This is a genomic window from Streptomyces taklimakanensis, from assembly GCF_009709575.1.
Lineage (GTDB): Bacteria > Actinomycetota > Actinomycetes > Streptomycetales > Streptomycetaceae > Streptomyces > Streptomyces taklimakanensis.
Window position 1 is genome coordinate 5,075,475 of record NZ_WIXO01000001.1, and the last position, 15,987, is coordinate 5,091,461.

The 15,987-nt window shown below is 74.4% G+C and carries 15 protein-coding genes; 9 read left to right on the top strand and 6 right to left on the bottom strand.

Annotated elements, in window-relative coordinates:
- Positions 1 to 23 precede the first annotated feature (23 nt).
- Both F0L17_RS22315 and F0L17_RS22320 read left to right on the top strand, forming a co-directional pair.
- Positions 24 to 689, top strand: coding sequence for a HemK2/MTQ2 family protein methyltransferase (locus F0L17_RS22315; RefSeq protein WP_155072454.1), 666 nt, complete (start codon positions 24 to 26; stop codon positions 687 to 689).
- Positions 673 to 918, top strand: coding sequence for a CDGSH iron-sulfur domain-containing protein (locus tag F0L17_RS22320; protein ID WP_162466558.1), 246 nt, complete (start codon positions 673 to 675; stop codon positions 916 to 918). Before F0L17_RS22315 ends, F0L17_RS22320 begins: the two co-directional genes overlap by 17 nt.
- 88 nt (positions 919 to 1,006) lie before the next feature.
- On the opposite strand, the gene F0L17_RS22325 is transcribed toward F0L17_RS22320, so the two are convergent.
- Both F0L17_RS22325 and F0L17_RS22330 read right to left on the bottom strand, forming a co-directional pair.
- Positions 1,007 to 2,077 carry an iron-containing redox enzyme family protein gene (locus tag F0L17_RS22325; protein ID WP_155072455.1) on the bottom strand — a complete coding sequence of 357 codons (1,071 nt, stop codon included), beginning with the start codon at positions 2,075 to 2,077 and terminating at the stop codon, positions 1,007 to 1,009.
- A complete protein-coding gene (locus F0L17_RS22330) occupies positions 2,074 to 3,210 on the bottom strand; it encodes a carboxylate-amine ligase (protein ID WP_338018176.1) in 1,137 nt (378 codons plus the stop codon). The genes F0L17_RS22325 and F0L17_RS22330 overlap by 4 nt, the downstream gene beginning before the upstream one ends.
- A 228-nt stretch (positions 3,211 to 3,438) precedes the next feature.
- Here F0L17_RS22330 and F0L17_RS22335 point away from each other — a divergent pair, with 228 nt between their 5' ends.
- Complete coding sequence (locus F0L17_RS22335) at positions 3,439 to 4,023, top strand: hemerythrin domain-containing protein (RefSeq protein ID WP_155072456.1); 585 nt, start codon at positions 3,439 to 3,441, stop codon at positions 4,021 to 4,023.
- 194 nt (positions 4,024 to 4,217) lie between these two features.
- Here the strand turns inward: F0L17_RS22335 and F0L17_RS22340 are convergent, their stop codons facing one another.
- Positions 4,218 to 5,426, bottom strand: a complete 1,209-nt coding sequence (locus F0L17_RS22340; RefSeq protein WP_162466559.1) for a hypothetical protein — start codon at positions 5,424 to 5,426, stop codon at positions 4,218 to 4,220.
- 304 nt (positions 5,427 to 5,730) lie between these two features.
- On the opposite strand from F0L17_RS22340, the gene F0L17_RS27130 reads away from it, so the two are divergent.
- Positions 5,731 to 6,405 carry a hypothetical protein gene (locus F0L17_RS27130; protein ID WP_202917912.1) on the top strand — a complete coding sequence of 225 codons (675 nt, stop codon included), beginning with the start codon at positions 5,731 to 5,733 and terminating at the stop codon, positions 6,403 to 6,405.
- Positions 6,402 to 7,943: an FAD-dependent oxidoreductase gene (locus F0L17_RS22350; protein WP_162466560.1), complete on the top strand. Its 1,542-nt coding sequence runs from the start codon at positions 6,402 to 6,404 to the stop codon at positions 7,941 to 7,943. Before F0L17_RS27130 ends, F0L17_RS22350 begins: the two co-directional genes overlap by 4 nt.
- 39 nt (positions 7,944 to 7,982) lie before the next feature.
- On the opposite strand, the gene F0L17_RS22355 is transcribed toward F0L17_RS22350, so the two are convergent.
- Both F0L17_RS22355 and F0L17_RS22360 read right to left on the bottom strand, forming a co-directional pair.
- Entirely contained in the window at positions 7,983 to 9,407 is a 1,425-nt protein-coding gene (locus F0L17_RS22355; RefSeq protein ID WP_162466561.1) for a transglycosylase family protein, read from the bottom strand.
- A 312-nt stretch (positions 9,408 to 9,719) separates the two neighbouring features.
- Positions 9,720 to 10,598 carry a DUF72 domain-containing protein gene (locus tag F0L17_RS22360; protein ID WP_155072457.1) on the bottom strand — a complete coding sequence of 293 codons (879 nt, stop codon included), beginning with the start codon at positions 10,596 to 10,598 and terminating at the stop codon, positions 9,720 to 9,722.
- A gap of 116 nt (positions 10,599 to 10,714) precedes the next feature.
- Between F0L17_RS22360 and F0L17_RS22365 the strand changes: the two genes are divergently transcribed.
- A complete protein-coding gene (locus tag F0L17_RS22365; RefSeq protein ID WP_155072458.1) occupies positions 10,715 to 11,140 on the top strand; it encodes a hypothetical protein in 426 nt (141 codons plus the stop codon).
- 177 nt (positions 11,141 to 11,317) lie between these two features.
- Here the strand turns inward: F0L17_RS22365 and F0L17_RS22370 are convergent, their stop codons facing one another.
- Positions 11,318 to 11,557, bottom strand: coding sequence for a chaplin (locus F0L17_RS22370; protein ID WP_155072459.1), 240 nt, complete (start codon positions 11,555 to 11,557; stop codon positions 11,318 to 11,320).
- A 278-nt stretch (positions 11,558 to 11,835) separates the two neighbouring features.
- Between F0L17_RS22370 and F0L17_RS22375 the strand changes: the two genes are divergently transcribed.
- The 3 genes from F0L17_RS22375 to F0L17_RS22385 all read left to right on the top strand — a co-directional run bounded on the left by F0L17_RS22375 (position 11,836) and on the right by F0L17_RS22385 (position 15,837).
- The gene (locus F0L17_RS22375; protein ID WP_202917913.1) at positions 11,836 to 12,936 is read left to right on the top strand and encodes a DUF3344 domain-containing protein; all 1,101 of its coding nucleotides are present in this window, start codon (positions 11,836 to 11,838) and stop codon (positions 12,934 to 12,936) included.
- Positions 12,937 to 13,024: 88 nt separating this feature from the next.
- Positions 13,025 to 14,284: a glycosyltransferase gene (locus F0L17_RS22380; RefSeq protein WP_338018177.1), complete on the top strand. Its 1,260-nt coding sequence runs from the start codon at positions 13,025 to 13,027 to the stop codon at positions 14,282 to 14,284.
- Complete coding sequence (locus F0L17_RS22385) at positions 14,281 to 15,837, top strand: exopolysaccharide biosynthesis polyprenyl glycosylphosphotransferase (protein ID WP_155072460.1); 1,557 nt, start codon at positions 14,281 to 14,283, stop codon at positions 15,835 to 15,837. The genes F0L17_RS22380 and F0L17_RS22385 overlap by 4 nt, the downstream gene beginning before the upstream one ends.
- The last annotated feature ends 150 nt before the right edge of the window (positions 15,838 to 15,987 follow it).

Genomic DNA, 15,987 nt, shown 5'->3' on the forward strand with positions numbered 1-15,987 from the left:
GACGAACGAGGTATCCGGTGTGCATGTTGCTGCTCAGGCCCCCCGGGGTGTACGCACCGCAGGACGACACCTGGTTGCTGCGGCAGGCGCTGGAGGACGCCGCGCTGGCCCGCGGCGCCCGCGTCCTGGACCTGTGCGCGGGCACCGGAGTGCTCGCCATGGCCGCCCTGCGGATGGGCGCCGCCGAAGCGGTGGCGCTGGACGCCTCGCCCAGGGCCGTGCTGGCCGCGCGCTGCAACGCGCGGCTGCACCGGTTGCCGCTGACGGTGCGGCGCGGCGACCTCGCCGACGCCGTCGCCGAGGCGCGGGACGGCCGGGGTTTCGACGTGGTGCTCGCCAACCCCCCGTACGTGCCCTCCCCCGGGGAGGAGCTGCCCCGCCGCGGGGCGGCGATGTGCTGGGACGGCGGCCCGGACGGGCGCGCCGTGCTGGACCGGCTCTGCGCGCGCGCCCCGGCGCTGCTGGAGCCCGGCGGCACCCTGCTGATGGTCCACTCCGAACTGTGCGGAGTCCCGACGACGCTGGAGTCGCTGCGCGCGGAGGGGCTGAAGTCCTCGGTGGTGGCCCGCACCACCATCCCGTTCGGCCCGGTGCTGCGCTCGCGCGCCGCCTGGCTGGAGGAGCGGGGCCTGATAGCTCCCGGACAGCGTACGGAGGAACTGGTGGTGGTCCGTGCCGACCGTCCCTGAACCCGCCGAGGACGGCCGCGTCGCCCGGCGCGTGGTGATCGATCCCGAGGGCCCGGTGTTGGTGGAGGGCCCGGTGGAGGTCGATCTCCCCGACGGTCGCACCGTCCGCTCGGACCGCTTCGTGGTCGCCCTGTGCACCTGCCGCCGGAGCCGGCGCTTCCCGTGGTGCGACACCAGCCACCGCCGCAAGGAGCGCCGAACCCGGACCGCCGGCGCGGACGGGGACTGACGGGCCCGTTCCTCCCGCCACCGCCGGTCGCGGCGGTGGCGGGAGGAACGGGGAGGCGTCGGAAGCGTCCCCGGGGGACGACTTCCGGTCAGGGGTCCAGCGGGCGCCGCAGCGAGGTGGTGCCGGCGCGCCAGGCGCCCAGCAGGTGGTCCGCCAGGCGGCCCTCCAGCAGTTCCGTGGCCCGGATCCCGAACACCACGTCGGCGGCGAGCTCCGGTTCGCGCGCCAACAGGTCCCCGATGACGTCCCGGCGCATCACCTGCTCGTGGACGGCGTCCGCCTCGATGTGCTCGGTGAAGAACAGCACGCACCGCGCCTCGGCGCCCATCCGCTCCAGCGCCCTGGCCATCTTCCGGGCGCTGGGCGCGGTGCTGATCTCGGCCGCCGCGAAGTGACCCACCAGCGCGCCGCGCAGGGCCCGGTGCAGTCCGCACAGCGACATCAGGTTCACCCCGGCGACGATCGGGGCGGGCACGTCGTCGAGGTAGCGCAGGTAGGACGGGTCCAGGCCCGCGCCCGCCATCAGGTCCGCGAACAGGCGCGCGTGCACCCGCTCGCCGCGGCCCCCGCCGAACTCGTCGTACTCCACCGCCACCAGCGACGCCTTGGCCTGACCGTCGAGGCGGGGGATGACCCAGGCGTGCGGGTCGGCCTCCTTGAGGTGGTAGATCGAACGGTGCGCGAGGTACTCGCGCATCTGCCACCACCGGCCCTCGCGCAGCAGGAAGTCCGAGACGCCGCAGCCCTCGGCGGGCTCCACCAGCAGCGGGTCCAGCGCGGCGGTGACGTCCGTGTCGGAGTCGGTTCCGGTGCGGGTGTCGCGGCGCAGCGCGGTCAGGAAGACCCGTTCCAGCCCGGCGCGCAGCCGCAGCAGGTCCGGATCCCACTCCCACTCGGAGGAGACGCCCGCGAAGCCCCGGTAGTGCAGCTCGTAGCAGACGTACAGGGCCAGTTGGAGGTCGTCGCCGTACGGGTCGGCCCCCTCCAGCGCCGCCCCCAGGGACGACGGCAGCCGCGCGGGCGGCGGGGCGGCCAGGGCCTTCAGCACCGCGGCGCTCAACTCTCCTCGGGGGGAGGGGAGTTCGGCGGTCACGGCGCCCGAGGGGGCGCCGGTCGCGGAGTCGGCCGTGCCGGTGGTCGTACCGGTGGTGGTCGTCATGCTCGCTTGTGCTCCCTCGCGTCGGTCTGGGCGGCCAGCAGGTCCACCACCGCCCGGGGGCCGCCCCGCGCCCAGGCGCGCCGCTGCCGATCGGCCCCGGTGCCTTCCTCCCGCACCGTCTCCAGCAGCCGCCGTACGGCCTCGGTGTCGCCGGTCTCCTCCAGCGCGGGCGCGACGTGCCGCAGCAGCGCCGCCAGCAACTCGCCGGCCGGCACGCGGGCGCGGGTGACCGGGTCGATGCCGTCGCCCCGCAGCCCGTACCGCGCCGCGGCCCACACCGCGGCCCTGGCCGCCCGGTCGTCCAGCTCCGGCTCCGGCACTCCCGCCGCCAGATCCGCCAGGGCCCGGCGCACCAGGGCCCGCCCGAGCGCGGCCTGGAGCACCGCGTCGTCGACGGTGGCCGCCGCGTCCGCGACCCGGAACTCGACCGTGGGCAACCACGGCGAGGGACGCATCAGCCAGAAGCTCATCCGGTCGTCGATCAGCGCGCCGTAGGACACCAGCCGCTCCACCTCCGCGTCGTAGAAGGCGGCGTCGGGGAAGCGGGGAGGCATGCCGGCGGCGGGGAAGCGCAGTTGCTCCATCATGCGCCAACTGGCGTAGCCGCGGTCGCGTCCCTGGCAGAAGGGGGAGTTCACCGACAGCGCCAGCAGCGTCGGCAGCCAGCGGCGCACCCGGTTGACCACGGCGACCGCGGTCTCCCGGTCGGGCACGCCGACGTGGACGTGGCAGCCGCACACCTGGTAGTCGTCCACGATGTCGGCGAAGAGCTCCGAGATGCGCCGGAAGCGCTCCCCCGCGGCGACCGGGGGGCGCCCCTCGCTCAGTACGGCGGCTCCGGACGACAGCAGCAGCAGGCCCTCCCCCCGGGCGGCGTCCACCAGCCGGGCACGGTCCTCCGCGAGGTCCCTGCGCACCTCGTCGAGCGTGGTGCACACCCCGGTGGCGGACTCCACCTGGCTGGTGAGGAACTCCGCCTTGTAGCCGGAGCCGTCGGTGGCGGACGCCTCGTGGTGGGCGCGGCGCAGCACCGCCTCCGCGCCGGGCACGGTACGGGCGGTGGTCGGGTCGGCCAGGAGGAATTCCTCCTCGACCCCCATGGTCAGTCCCCCGGCGGTTCCATCCCTGGTCACGGCAGTGTGGGTACCCCCGGCCCGCCCGGTGAAACGAAACGGGGTTTTCTCCGCGAGGCCGCGGGTACAGCGAGCGACCGCACCGAACGACACCGAACGGCACCGAACGGCGACCGAGCGGACACGGTCGGAGCGCCGAGGGGACGCCGGACGGCACCGGTCGGCGCGACGGCGCGCCCGGGCGGCCCTCGGACGGTTCACGCAGTCCACGCGAGGAAAGGATCCCACATGGCGGAAGAGCGGAAGGCGACGGGCGGGATCAGCGGCGACGACAACGTCGTGGCGCTGCTCATGCGGCAACACGGCGAGATCCGCAACCTCTTCGACGAGGTGGAGGCGGCCGAGGGAGACGCGCGGCGCGACGCCTTCCACCGTCTGACGAGGATGTTGGCGGTGCACGAGACCGCCGAGGAGGAGGTCGTCCACCCCTACGCCCGACGCGCCGTCGACGGCGGTGAGGGCGTGGTGGAGGACCGCCTGGCGGAGGAGAAGAAGGCCAAGGAGGTCCTGAAGGAGATGGAGGACATGGACCCGGCCGATCCGGAGTTCATGCCCCGGCTGGAGGCGCTGAGGCACGACGTGGAGTCGCACGCCCGCGCGGAGGAGCGCTACGAGTTCGCCCAGATCGAGCGCGACACCGAACCCGAGCGGCTGCGCGCCATGGCGCGGGCGCTGAAGGCGGCGGAGGCGACCGCGCCCACCCGCCCGCACCCGGGGACGGAGACGGCCGCGGAGAACCTGGCCGTCGGCCCGATGGCCGCCGTGGCCGACCGTGCCCGTGACGCCGTGCGCAAGGCCATGGGCAAGAGCTGAGACCCCCCAGGGGTCGGGTGGACGGGAGGTGCCGCGCCGGGTGGGCGGGAGGTGCCGCCCACCCGGCGCGGAGGAGGACCGGCCGCGCGCCCCGGGCACCGGGCGCGGCCCCCGGACGTGCGACCGGGCCGTCGCCCCACGGGGGGACGGCGGCCCGGCGGCGGGGACGGGAGGGAGGACGGACCGGGCGGAGGTCAGGCCCGCTGGTGCTCGCGCAGCGACGGGTCCGGGTGCTCGCCCTCGGTGTTCAGCCGGTACTCGTGGCCGAACATCTCCCGGTGCTGGTCGATCACCCGCTCGCTCGGCGGGGCCTCTCCGCCGTGGATCTGCTCCTGCATCCGCTCGAAGCGCTCGTGGGCCTCGCGCACGTACCCGGCGCCCAGTGTGGTCAGGTCCAGCTGGGTGGCCAGCAGCTCACGGATGTAGCCCTTGTTGGGCTCGAACGTCAGCACGTTGGGCAGCTCGGGCGCCAGCACCTCCTCCGGCTCGCGGCCGTCGTGCCGCCGCATCAGGTCGCAGGCGATGCGCAGGTGCTCCAGCTCCATGTTCAGGTGCAGCTCCCAGATGGCCTTGACCTTCGGGTCGCTCTCCTGCTGCATGAACGAGTAGTACAGGTAGCACTCGTTGTACTCGTGGTTGACCAGCCGCTCCCACCAGGTCTCGCCCGGGTCGACCAGCGACTCGTAGTGGGTGACGTGCTCCTCCTCGATGAGCCCGATCTCCTGGTAGAGCTGCCGGGCGATCGGCTCCATGTACTGCGGGCCGACGTTCATGTAGAAGTTCATCGTCTGCTGCTCGGCCGCCATGATCGTCAGCGCGTGCAGCTTGGAGAGCGGGTTCGCCCGGTCCTTGTCGTAGGGGTCGCGGACGTTGTCGGCCGGGTGGCGGTGGTGGTACTTGGTGGGCCGGCCCGGGATGACCTCGGTGACCTGGTCGACGATCTTCTCCGCCTTGCGGTGCTCGATCATCTCGTACAGGTTCGAGTACCGGTACAGGTGGTCGAAGTCCTCCAGGACGCCGAACTGGTACGCCTGCTTCAGGTACGGGTCCGGCTCCATCCGGGCGACCCACGCGGTCAGGTCGACGGCCACCTGTTCGTAGGCGATCGTCGTCTCCAGGACGGAGGAGAGCCCCGGGAGCAGCCAGTTGACGGTCTTCTGCTGCTGCTGCTCCGTGTAGCGCACCTCGGCGAGCTTCCGCTTCACCTCCATGTCCGGACAGACCCGGGCGAAGTGGTGGCTGAACATGATCGCCTCGACCTCGATGCCGTTCATCGTGATGATCCGGCAGCGGGTGTAGGGATCGGTGTGGTTCGGATCGACGGGTTCGACGTCCAGCTCGCGCCAGTTGCGGATCTGCCTGTCCAGCGGAATGCCGCGGTGTTCCAGAGGATTGAAGGTCACCTGGGTCCTCCTGCTCGTGCCACTCGGGTACGACGTCCAAAGGGGTGTGCCGTCTGCGCGTCCGGTGCGGGGACGAGGGCGCTGTCCGCCGTCCGCCTCCGTCCGCCGGGCACCGGACGCGGTCCGCCGAAGTACCCCCGCCCCCGCACCCGAAACCGTCTCCTCGCCGCGCGGGCCGGGGCACGGGTCGCGTTTCCGCCGGGTGGCGGCGGGTACCGGCGGGTCGATGGGAAGCGACCGGATCGCCGACGCGTGCGCCCCCTCATCGACACGACCGACACCGGAACCCGGAAGGAGACCGACCATGGCCGACGAGAGGTCCGACCGGAGCCGGACCGCCGGAGCGGACGACAGCAGGCCCGAGCTGGTGGACGAGGGCGCCACCGTCAACGACGACGAGACCCCCGGTCTGCCGCCCGACGACGAGCCCGCCACCGGCCCCAGCCCCGGCGACTCGGCGCTGGACGGCGCGGACGACCCGGGCGGGCGGCCGGAGGACGAGGGCATCCCCGACCTGCAGGACGGCATGCCCGAGCAGGAGTGGATGAACGACCCGCAGCAGATGCCCGTCCCCGGCGAGCGTCCGGTGGCCGCGGAGGAATGGGGCACCACCTACTCCGAGCAGGTCGAGGGCAAGCCCCTGGGCGACCGGCTGGCCGAGGAGGTGCCCGACGTGGGGGAGTCCCCGGGCCCTCCGGAACAGGAGACCGGCCAGCTCAGCGACGACCCCCTCGACGACCGGCCCGCCAACCAGGACGTGTTCTCCCACGAGTCCCGGGCCGAGGGACTGGGCCCGGAGGAGACGGCCGTCCACACCGTCGAGGAGGACCGCGACATCGGCCAACTCAGGGGAGAGGACGACCTGGAACAGACCGGTCCGCCCGAGGGCGTGGGCGAGGTCGGGGAGTCCGGAGAGGGCGAGGGGACGGGCGTGCGCCCGGAGCGCCCGGAGCGCCCGGAGAGGGGTGGCGGCCGGTGAGCGAACTTCCCTCCGACCACGAGTCGTACTGGCTGGCCACCGCCCCCGTCACCCCCTCGGTGACCCACCCGCCGCTGGAGTCCGACAGCGAGACCGACACCGACGTGGTGGTCGTCGGCGGCGGCATCGCAGGCCTGAGCACCGCCTGGGAGATCGCCCGCGCCGGGCACCGGGTCACCGTCGTGGAGGCCGACCGGATCGCCGCCGGGGTGACGGGGCACACCACCGCCAAGGTGACCGCCCAGCACGCCCTGATCTACGACGACCTGCGGCGCGAGCACGGCGCCGACGGCGCCCGGATGTACGCGCTCTCCCAACAGGACGCCATCGGGCACCTGGCGGCCACGGCCGAGGAGTTGGGCGTCGACTGCGAGCTGGAGCGTGTCCCGGCCTACACCTGGGCCGAGTCCGAGGAGCAGGACGCCAAGGTCCGTGCCGAGGCCGAGGCCGCCGCCGAGGCCGGACTGCCCGCCTCCTACGTGACCGAGACCGGACTGCCCTTCCCGGTGCGCGGCGCGGTGCGGGTGGAGGACCAACTCCAGTTCCACCCGCGCAAGTACCTGCTGGCCCTCGCCGAGGACCTGGTGCGGCGCGGCGGGCGGATCGCCGAGCGCACCCGGGTGGTCGGCCTGGAGGAGGGCGAACCGTGCAAGGTGACCGCCGAGAACGGCGCGACCGTCACCGCGCGCGCCGTCGTCGTCGCCACCCACTACCCCGTCTTCGACCGGGCCCTGCTCTTCTCCCGCCTGGAACCGCACCGCGAACTCGTCGTCGCCGCGGCCGTCCCCGCCGACCAGGACCCGGCCGGCATGTACATCACTCCGGAGGACAACACCCGCTCGGTGCGCACCGCGCCCTACGGCGACGGCCGGCGGCTGCTCATCGTCACCGGCGAGAAGTTCCTCCCCGGCACCGCCGACGTCCCCGAGCGCTTCGCCCGACTGGCGGCCTGGGTGGCCGAGCGCTTCCCCGACGCCCACGTCGTGCACCGCTGGGCCACCCAGGACAACAGCACCACCGACCGCGTCCCCTACATCGGCCCCTTCCACCCCGGCGCGCGGCACACCTACGTCGCCACCGGCTTCGGCGGCTGGGGGATGAGCAGCGGTGTGCTCGCGGGCCGGCTGCTGGCCCGGTACGCCACCGGCGGTGAACTCCCGGCCTGGGCGAAGCTGTACGACCCCCGGCGGACGCCCGGCTTCCGCGAGGCGCCCTCACTGTTCGGGCTCCAGGCGACCGTGGCCAGGCACTTCGTCGGCGACCGACTGCGCCCCTCCCACGTCGACTCCACCGACGACATCGACCCCGGCAGCGGCGCGGTCGTACGGGTCGGCGGACGCCGCTGCGCCGTGCACCGCGACGACGAGGGTCGGCTGCACGCCGTCTCCGCCCGCTGCACGCACCTGGGGTGCCTGGTGCACTTCAACCACGCGGAGCGGGCCTGGGAGTGCCCGTGCCACGGTTCGCGCTTCGCGCCCGACGGCACGGTGCTCCAGGGGCCGGCGAACCGCCCGCTGGAGCCGCGCGACCTCGGGTGACCACCGCTCCCACCGCCCGGTGAGGCGGCCGCCGCGGACTCAGATGCGGACGCCCTTGCCCCGCAGGTAGGCCAACGGGTCGATGTCGGAGCCGTAGCCGGGACCGGTGCGGACCTCGAAGTGCAGGTGCGGGCCGGTGCTGTTGCCGGTGGAGCCCGAACGTCCCAGCCGCTGGCCCGCGTTGACCTGCTGTCCCGGCCGCACCGAGATCGCGGACAGGTGGGCGTACTGGCTGTAGCGGCCATCGGTGTGCCGGACGACGACCTGGTACCCGTACGCGCCGCCCCAACCGGCCGAGACCACCTGTCCGCGAGCGACGGCCTGCACCGAGGTGCCGGTGGACACGGGGAAGTCGACGCCCGTGTGGTAACCGCTGGACCAACTGCCGCCCGACTGCCGGTACGCGGTGCTGGGGCCGACGCCGCTGACGGGCGCGGTGTAGACCGGTGAGGCCGCCTTCTCCTGCGACCGGGCCTCGGCCTTCGGTTCGGCCTTTGGTTCGGGCTTGGGCTTGGCCTCGGGCTTGGGCTTGGCGTCGGCCTGGGCGCGGATCTTCTCCCGGGGCTCGGGGGCTCCCTCCGTCTCGGCCTTGGGCTTCGTCTCGGCCTTGGGCTTCGCCTCGACCTTGGGCTCGGCCTCGGCCTTCGGTTCGGCCTTCGGTTCGGCCTTCGGCTCGGCCTTCGGTTCGGCCTTGGGCTGGGGCTTGGTCTCGGCCTCCGTACCGGCGGCGGCCCGTCGGTCCGGTTCCGTCCGCGCCGCTCCGCCGTCCTGCAGCCGGAGCCGCTGACCGGGGAAGATCAGGTCCGGGTCCTCGCCCACGACCGTGCGGTTGCGCTCGTACAGGGACTGCCATCCGCCGCGGAGGTCGTGGTCGTCGGCGATCCCGAAGAGCGTGTCGCCACTGGCCACCACGTGTGTCCGGGCCGAGTCGTCGGGGCGTTCGTCGGGCCCCTCCGATCCGTTCGCGGCCGGGGCGGCGTGCTTCCCGCTCGTCTTCCCCGCGGCCTTCTCGGTACGGGGGGTCCCACGGGGAACGTCGGCCTGTTCGACGGTCGGGGAAGCGGTGTGCGCCCCCGTGCCCTGGTGCTTCCAGGTCAGCCCGGCCCGGGTGGAACACACCGGCCAGGCCGTGGGGCCCTGGCCGTCCAGGACGCGCTCGGCGACGGCCACCTGCTCGTCCTTGGTGGCGAGGTCGGCGCGCGGGGCGTACTCCGTGCCGCCGAATTCCTGCCAGGTGCTCTGTTTGAACTGTAATCCGCCGTAGAAACCGTTTCCGGTGTTGATATTCCAGTTTCCGCTGCTCTCGCAGGCCGCGACCTTGTTCCAGATCTCCTCCGGCGTGGCGTGGGCGGCGCCGGCGCCGATCAACGGGAGGGCGATTCCCGCGCCTCCCGCGGTGACGGACAGCGATGCGCGCGAGACCGCGTTGGGTTTGTAGCGGCGATGACGTCCTCGTCCGGCCACGGCCGGTCCCTCCCCTTACGCCGTAAGCCGGCGCTCCGTCAGTTGAGCATTCAGAGAATTCCGTTGGCGAGCGCGCCAAAGATAGACGCGCCCGTCACATTCCGGCAAGGGTCGGCCTTTGTCGTTCACGGTGGGAAGCCGGGCGGCGGCGCGCCCCGGCGCACGGAGGCGCACGGGACGTGGAAACGGAGAGAACGCCACGGGAAGCGGCGGGAAGCCGGAGAAACGGCCGGAAACGGAAAGGAACTCGGGATTCCGTCGCGGTGGTGCCCCGCCCGGTCCCCGTCGTGCGTCGGTCCGGTCCGTGCCGCCTCACCCCAGCAGCGCCTCCATGGCCTCGGCCGCGGAGACCGCCGCGTCGCCGCAGCAGTTGTTGAACAGCACGTGGACCCGTCCGGTCCGCTCCGCCAGAGCCCGGATCCGCGGAACCCACTCGGTCAGTTCCTCCTTGGTGTAGCGGTGCCGGTAGGCGTCCTCCTTCCCGCCCGTGCCCCAGTGCGGGCTGCGTCCGTGGAACCGGACGACCGACAGTTCCGGTGTGGTCGCGACGGCCACCGGCGGCACGGAGGACGGCAGGTCCCGGGCGGTGTCCACCGCCACCAGCGCGGCCCCGTGCCGCTCGGCGAGCGCGGCCGTGCCGGCGCGCCGTTCGGACGCGTACCACCGTGGGTCCCGGAACTCCACCGCCGTGCGCAGACCGAGCGCGCCCGCGCGTTCCAGACAGTCCGACACGAACTCCTCCGCCGCGGGGCCGGGGCGGAGCGTCGGCGGGAACTGCGTCAGCACCGCGCCCAGCCGTCCCGCCGTCCGCAACGGCTCCAGCGCCTCCGAGAAGCGCCGCCACACCTCGTCCACGGTGGTGGGCGGCAGCGAGTCGGCCCGCACCCGCGCGTTCGGCGGCCCGGCCGGGCGCAGCGGCGCGGGCAGCGATCCGATCCGGGTGGGGTGACCGGTGAGCAGGGAGAACGCCTTGACGTCGAAGACGAAGCCGGGGGGCGTGCGCTCCGCCCACAGTGCGCTGTTGCGTCTGCTGGGCAGTCCGTAGTAGGTGGCGTCGACCTCCACCAGCGGGAACCGTCCGGCGTAGTGCCGGAGCCGGCCCTCGGCCCCCCTGGCGGAAGGGGGGTACCAACCGCCGGCGACCAGCGCGGAGTCCGTCCACGAGCAGGTGCCCACCAGAATGCTTCCCATGTCCGAGGGGTACCCGCGCGACGTCGCCGGATCCGTCCCGGATCGCCGGCGGCGGGGGTCCCGGAGCGCTCGGAGGCTCCCGGGGCCCCGGAAGCACTCAGGAGAGGAGCGCGGCCATGGCCGGAGAGGACATCGGCACCACGGGCGACGGTTCGGACAGGGAACGACGGGCCCGCGAGATCGCGGAGGAGGCGGAGCGGACCCGGAACCCCGGGAACGCCACGTACGGCCCCGGCGACGAACTGCCCGAGAGCGGCGAGGACATGGGGACGGGCGAGGACCACTGGAAACCCGGCAGCGCCGAGGACCCCGCCCCGTCCCCGCTGGGCAAGGGCGACACCCACGCGGTGGCCAGTGACGACGTGGAACAGCCGGAGATCGCCGCGGGACCGACCGCCGGGATGCAGCCGGGCGAGACGGTGGAACGCGGTCCCTGGATCCCGCCGGTGGAGGTGGATCCGCCGAAGGGCGGCGATCTGCCCCGTGACGCGGCGGGGGAGCCGGAAGCGGTGCGCCGGCAGAAGGAGGAGGGCGGCCCCTGACCGTCCTTTGGCAGCCGGTCGGCCCCGCGCACGGTGGGGCGGAGGAACGACCGGGAGCGGCGGGAGGGGGACGGAGCCGGGGCCGGCGGAGAGGAGGCTCCGCCGGCCCCGGGCCGGTTCCCGCCGGACGGCGACGGTCGGGGGAAGGGCTCCGCCGCCGTCCGAGCAGGTCGTGGGTCAGCGGTTGACGCAGATGTTCCCGAAGGCCGGGTTCAGCGCACCGATGACGTTGATGCTGTTGCCGCAGACGTTGACCGGCACGTGGATCGGAACCTGGACCACGTTGCCGCTCAGGACGCCAGGGGAACCGACGGCCGTGCCCCTGGCACCGCTGTCGGCCGACGCGATCCCCGCGCCACCGAGGACCATGGTGCAGCCGACGGCGGCGAGGGCGGTGGCCTTGGCGATACGGCTCATCGCCGTTCTCCTTTCGGGTCGTGAGTGGATCACCCTGTCCCAACGACACCGGCGGACACCGGATACGCATGATCACTCGATAGGCTTATCCGGATCACCGTTCCGGCGTTCTTCCTGGGCCGGACGGCTCCGTGCCGGTGGCGCCCCGCCCCGGTGTCCCCCTTGTCGATCACACACTCGGCGCAACCCCCCGCGCGTCTCCCACGGAGGGGGCTCGCCCGTCTGTCATGGTTTGCTCCGGTTTGGTTGGCTTGGTTGGTGTCGATCGGAGAAGATCCATGCGTGTTTCCCTGGGGCTCACCGGCCGAGGAGTGCTGTGCGCCCTGGCGTCAGCGACCCTGGCGATGACGCTGCCGCCGACCGCGGCCGCGCCGGCTCCCGGCGAGGCGCCGCGCGTCCCGTTCGCGGAGCGCTACCGCGCCACCTTGCACGGTGGCGTCGCGCGCGCCGCCAACTCCGCCGCCACCTGTCTGGAGCCCGCCACCGCCGCCGCGCCGTCCTGCGCCGCGGCCCGCGGCGGCACCGCGACGGGGGACAACGGCGACTACGAGATGACGTACGTCGACGTCGACGACGACCCCAACACCTACAACTCCAGCCGCGCCGAACTGCGTCTGCCCGCCGGGGCACGCGTCACCCACGCCAGGCTGTACTGGGGCGGCAACCTCCGGGTCGGCGAACAGAAGGACCCGCAGGACAACGGACGGGTGCTGCTCGCGGAGGAGGGCGGCCGGTACAAGGAGGTCCTCGCCGACACCGTCGTCGGGCACCGCCGCACCGACGTCATGGACGGCTACTCCGCCTCGGCCGACGTCACCCACATCGTCGCGCACTCCGGCGGCGGCACCTACACCGTCGGCCAGCTCAACGTCGCCAAGGGCCACAGCGCCGCGGGGGCCTGGGGCGGCTGGACGCTGGTGGCCGCCTACGAGCACCCCGACGAGCCCCTGCGGCACGTGGTCCTCGTGGACGGCTACGAGCCGCTCCACTCCGCCCGGCGGTCGGTCGGCCACACCGTACGGAACCTGCCCGTGGCCCCCGGAGCCACCGGATCGGCGGGCGTGGTGGCCTACGACGGCGACCGCGGCCGGAGCGGCGAGGCGATGACGGTGCGGGTCGAAGGCTCCCCGGCGTACCGGGTGCGCGACGCGGCCAACCCCGCCGACGACCCCTTCAACTCCACGATCACCGACCACGGGCGCCCCACCACAGGCCGTCTCCCGTCCTACCCCAACACCCTGGGCTACGACTCCGACGTCCACGGCGTCACGCCCGCGTTCGCGCGCGGCGGCGACTCGGTGACGTTCCGGTTCACCACCACCCGCAGCGAGGGCTACCAGGTGGGCGCCCTGTTCCTCCAGGTCGACGCGCGCCGCTGACCGACCCGCACGGGGCCGCGGCCGGCGCGGTCGCGGCCCCGGCGCGAGACCGAGCCGTTCCGTGTGTTGGCGTACAGGGGAGTTCCGCGTGCCTCGAACCGACGAAGAAGCGTGCCCCACCACGGTGCTGCACCTGGCGCAGCCCGTCGAGGGCGGTGTCGCCAGGGTCGTCACCGACCTGGTGCGGGCCCAGACCGCGGCGGGAGTCCGCGCCGTGGTGGCCTGTCCGTCCGGCGGGACGCTGGGTCGCGCCGCCGCGGCGGCCGGCGCCGAAGTGGTCGACTGGTCCGCGCGGCGCGAGCCGGGAGCGGGCCTGTGCGGCGAGACCGTGCGCGCCGCCCGGCTGGTCCGGCGGGTCGCACCCGACCTGGTGCACACCCACAGCGCCAAGGCCGGGCTGGCCGGCCGGCTCGCCCTGCGCGGCGGGGTGCCCACCGTCCACCAGCCGCACGCCTGGTCCTTCGACGCCGTCGACGGGACCGCCGCCCGCCTCGCCCGGTCCTGGGAACGGCTGGGCGCGCGGTGGGCGGACCGTGTGCTGTGCGTCGCCGAGGACGAGCGCCGCCGCGGCGTACGGGCCGGTGTGCGCGCCCGCTGGGCGGTGGTCCGCAACGGCGTGGACACCGACCGCTTCCGCCCGGCGGACGAGGCGGCCCGCGCCCGTGCCCGCGCCGCCCTCCCCGCGCTCGACGGCGTGCCCCCGCACGCCCCCCTGGTCGTCTGCGTCGGCCGGCTGTGCCGCCAGAAGGGCCAGGACGTACTGCTGCGGGCCTGGCCCTCGGTCGCCGCCCGCGTCCCCGAGGCCTGGCTGGTCCTGGTCGGCGACGGCCCCCGGCGGCGCGAACTGGGCGCCGCGGCCCGCGGCAGGGTGCTGTTCGCGGGGGCGGTCGAGGACACGGCGCCCTGGTACGCGGCGGCCGACGCGGTCGTGCTGCCCTCCCGCTGGGAGGGCATGGCGCTGGTCCCGCTGGAGGCGATGGCCTGTGGCCGCCCCGTGGTGGTCACCGAGGTGACCGGCGCGGCCGAGAGCCTCCCCCCGGGACGCGCCGCCGACTTCGCGGTACCGCCGGAGGACCCCGCCGCGCTGGCCCACGCGCTGACCGCCCTGCTCGTCGACCCGCGGCTGCGGCACGAGCTGGGGCGACGGTCCCGCGACCACGTCGTGGCCGCCCACGACGTGCGGCGGACGGCGGAACGGGTCGCGGAGCTGTACGGCGAGGTGCTGGCCGAGCGGGCGGCGGCGCCCGCGGCGGGCCCCGCCGCCACGCCGTTCCACCTCCCCCTCCACCCCTTCACCCACCAGCCCGTCCTTCCCCACCCCGATTCCAGGGAGCGCACCAGGCGATGACCACGGAGAACGCCGGGACAGCCAACCCGAGTCAGGTCCTTCCCCCGCCGGAGTCCAGACCCCGCGCGGCCGTCCACGTCGTCGGCCCGCCGCGCGGCGCGGCGTCCCGACTCCTGCCACCGCGCCCGAGGAGGAACCCGTACCGCCGCCGCGCCGTGGGCGTGCTGGTGGCCGCCGACGGTCTCGTGGCGCTCACGGTGGCGGTCCCGGCGGCCGCCCCGTCCGGCGGGGGACCGGACCCCCTCGCCCTGGCACTGTTCGCCGTCCTGCTGCCGCTCGTCCTGCTGCCGCTCAACGCCCGAGGCGGCCTGTACCGCACCGCCCTGACCGCCTCGGCACTCGACGAACTGCCCGCCCTGCTCGGCCGCACCGCGACGGCCTGGTGCGCGGCGGCGGCGGTGCTCGCCGCCCTCCACCCGGGCGGCGCGCTGGGATGGACGACCCTGCCGGTCGTCGTGGCGGCCCACACGCTGCTGGCCTGCGCCGCGCGGGGCGCCGTCCACCTCGGCCGGCGGCTGGTGGGACGCCGCCGACCGCGCTCCGCCCTGGTGGTGGGCACCGGACCGGCCGGACGTCGGATCACCACGGCGCTCCAGGAGCGGTCCGAGTACGGGATGCGCCCGGTCGGGATGGTCGAGCCCGGCGAGACCACCGGAACCGGGGCCGGGGCCGGGGACGAGGCCGTCGAGGGGCCTGCCGTTCCCGTCCCCGTCCTCACCCGGCACGAGGAGATCGTCCGCGCCGTCATCCAGAACGCCGTGCGGGACGCGGTGTTCACCCGCGATCCGGCCCTCGACCCGGAGACCGCGGCGCTCGTACCGCTCTTCGAGGACCTGGACTGCACGGTCTGGCTCGTCGGCGAGGCGGCCCGCGGCGCCGCCGCTTCCGCGGCCGGCGCCCCCCGGCCCCGGGAGGGCGACCACCTGTGGGGCTTCGCCTGCCGTCGGCTGGCCACCGCCCCCCGACGCCGCCCCGTCGAACTGCGCTGCAAGCGGGCGTTGGACGTGGCGGTCGCGGCCGTGGCCCTGGTGCTCGCCGCCCCCGTGCTGCTGGCCTGCGCCCTCGCCGTCCGGATCGCCGACGGCCCCGGCGTGATCTTCCGTCAGGAGCGGATCGGTCTGGGCGGGCGCCCCTTCACCGTGCTGAAGTTCCGCACCCTGCGCCCCCGCGACGAACACGAGTCGGCGACGCGCTGGAACGTCGCCGACGACCGGCGGATGAGCACGGTCGGCCACCTGCTGCGGCGCACCTCGCTGGACGAGCTGCCCCAACTGTGGAACGTCCTGCGCGGCGACATGAGCCTGGTCGGTCCGCGTCCCGAACGCCCCTACTTCGTGCAGCGGTTCAGCGGACTCCACCCCGGCTACGCGGCCCGCCACCGGATGCCCGCCGGGATCACCGGGCTGGCCCAGGTGCACGGCCTGCGCGGCGACACCTCCATCGAGGACCGCGCGCGGTTCGACAACCACTACATCGACACCTGGTCCCTGTGGCAGGACGTCCGCATCCTGCTCCACACCGCCGGCTCCCTCTTCCGACTCGGAGGCAGCTGAGGTGACCGAGGCCACCACGGCGACCACCGCTCCCCGTTCCCCCCGCCCCGTGCCCCGTCCCCTCCCGACGGCTCGGGCGGGACGGGACGCGGGGCGGAGGGGCGCCGGCCGGTTCGGCGGGCCGGCGGCCGGACACCCGACGGTGCCGCT

What these genes read in the sequence shown, in the direction of transcription:
- F0L17_RS22315 (WP_155072454.1), top strand. Translation starts at nt 24, where the DNA reads ATGTTGCTGCTCAGGCCCCCCGGGGTGTACGCACCGCAGGACGACACC.
- F0L17_RS22325 (WP_155072455.1), bottom strand. Translation starts at nt 2,077, where the DNA reads ATGACGACCACCACCGGTACGACCACCGGCACGGCCGACTCCGCGACC.
- F0L17_RS22335 (WP_155072456.1), top strand. Translation starts at nt 3,439, where the DNA reads ATGGCGGAAGAGCGGAAGGCGACGGGCGGGATCAGCGGCGACGACAAC.
- F0L17_RS27130 (WP_202917912.1), top strand. Translation starts at nt 5,731, where the DNA reads ATGGCCGACGAGAGGTCCGACCGGAGCCGGACCGCCGGAGCGGACGAC.
- F0L17_RS22360 (WP_155072457.1), bottom strand. Translation starts at nt 10,598, where the DNA reads ATGGGAAGCATTCTGGTGGGCACCTGCTCGTGGACGGACTCCGCGCTG.
- F0L17_RS22365 (WP_155072458.1), top strand. Translation starts at nt 10,715, where the DNA reads ATGGCCGGAGAGGACATCGGCACCACGGGCGACGGTTCGGACAGGGAA.
- F0L17_RS22370 (WP_155072459.1), bottom strand. Translation starts at nt 11,557, where the DNA reads ATGAGCCGTATCGCCAAGGCCACCGCCCTCGCCGCCGTCGGCTGCACC.
- F0L17_RS22375 (WP_202917913.1), top strand. Translation starts at nt 11,836, where the DNA reads ATGCGTGTTTCCCTGGGGCTCACCGGCCGAGGAGTGCTGTGCGCCCTG.
- F0L17_RS22385 (WP_155072460.1), top strand. Translation starts at nt 14,281, where the DNA reads ATGACCACGGAGAACGCCGGGACAGCCAACCCGAGTCAGGTCCTTCCC.